Origin of the sequence: Vibrio sp. S457-15 (genome assembly GCF_000960545.1) — a bacterium.
Lineage (GTDB): Bacteria > Pseudomonadota > Gammaproteobacteria > Enterobacterales > Vibrionaceae > Vibrio > Vibrio parahaemolyticus.
This window is the reverse complement of record NZ_JYOQ01000163.1, coordinates 1-378: the sequence shown is the minus strand read 5'-3', so window position 1 is coordinate 378 and position 378 is coordinate 1. Positions and strand designations below refer to the sequence as shown.

1 protein-coding gene is annotated in these 378 nt (G+C 42.9%); it reads left to right on the top strand.

The genetic code is table 11. The features are described from left to right. Positions 1-208, top strand: a 208-nt coding sequence (locus UF05_RS17065; protein ID WP_048852614.1) for a type I secretion C-terminal target domain-containing protein, incomplete at its 5' end; no start/stop codon positions are given. Positions 209-378: the final 170 nt, after the last annotated feature.

Here is a 378-nt window from a genome sequence, read left to right as displayed (position 1 = left end):
TAAGGAAGACACGATCAGTCTTAAAGACGTGATTGCTGATTTAAATGGCCCAATGGCTGGAAATGATGAGTTAGTTGCGCATATACAAGCGGGATACGATGCCACGGCAGACGATGTGTCTTTGAAGAGTACTACAGATGCTAACGTTCATCAGGGCATTGTGGTTGACAGCTTAGGTCAGGCAATAGGCTTTAATGGATTAAGCTGAAACGATATTGGTGAATAGCTTCTTAATCGAGGTGTTATTGATCACGGATAAAGTGATTTGAGAAATGAAAGGTGCGGCGGTGTTCTTTATACACACCTGCTGTTTCCGACTAGTGGTGTTGGTTATATGTTAAGGGGGCGGGGTCTATGTTTAGAGGTTTTGTGTTTTAG